1 protein-coding gene is annotated in these 673 nt (G+C 29.7%); it reads left to right on the forward strand.

What is annotated here, in order from left to right; genetic code table 11:
* Positions 1–47 precede the first annotated feature (47 nt).
* Positions 48–673 (forward strand): tyrosine-type recombinase/integrase (locus tag HMPREF0851_RS15210; RefSeq protein WP_000384872.1); only part of this gene is annotated, 626 nt, incomplete at its 3' end.

A 673-nucleotide genomic window follows, 5' to 3' on the forward strand; every position in this document is an offset into this window, starting at 1 on the left:
ACCTAAATAGGTTTATAATAGCATGATTATTGATAAAGGAGATTTTTATGGATTATAAACTTATTTCTGCTTACTTAGATTATTGCAAAACTCATAAGCGTTTGAGTTCACACACAATTCGCGCTTATAAGAATGATCTTATGCAATTTTATAACTCAGACCATGATAATGTCGAATCCTATATAGAACACTTGACACAATCTAACATAAAAACGAATACATTAAGAAGAAAAATTGCCTGTATGAAGGTGTTTTATAACTATCTAAAATACCAGAACATAATTGAAGAGAATCCCTTCAATCAATTGCGCTTTCAATTTAGAACTGAAAAAGTATTGCCTAAAACGATTCCGCATGACATTCTGAAAAGCATTTTTATATATTTAGAACAGAAAGTAATTGTATCTAAAACTGATTATCAAAAACAACACGCTGAAAGAAATCTACTGATTATTTCACTTTTACTTTCAACAGGCATCAGAATTTCTGAACTTTGCCACATTCGTCTCAAAGACATTAATCTTTCCAATAAGACACTCCATATTATAGGAAAGGGTAAGAAAGAACGTATCCTATTTTTAGGAGATCAAACAACCTTCAATTTATTAGAAACATATATAAATAAAACAAGAAATGAATCCAATGATTTCCTGTTTCCAGGGAAACATTCACT

It is taken from the genome of Streptococcus sp. M334 (genome assembly GCF_000187745.1).
Lineage (GTDB): Bacteria > Bacillota > Bacilli > Lactobacillales > Streptococcaceae > Streptococcus.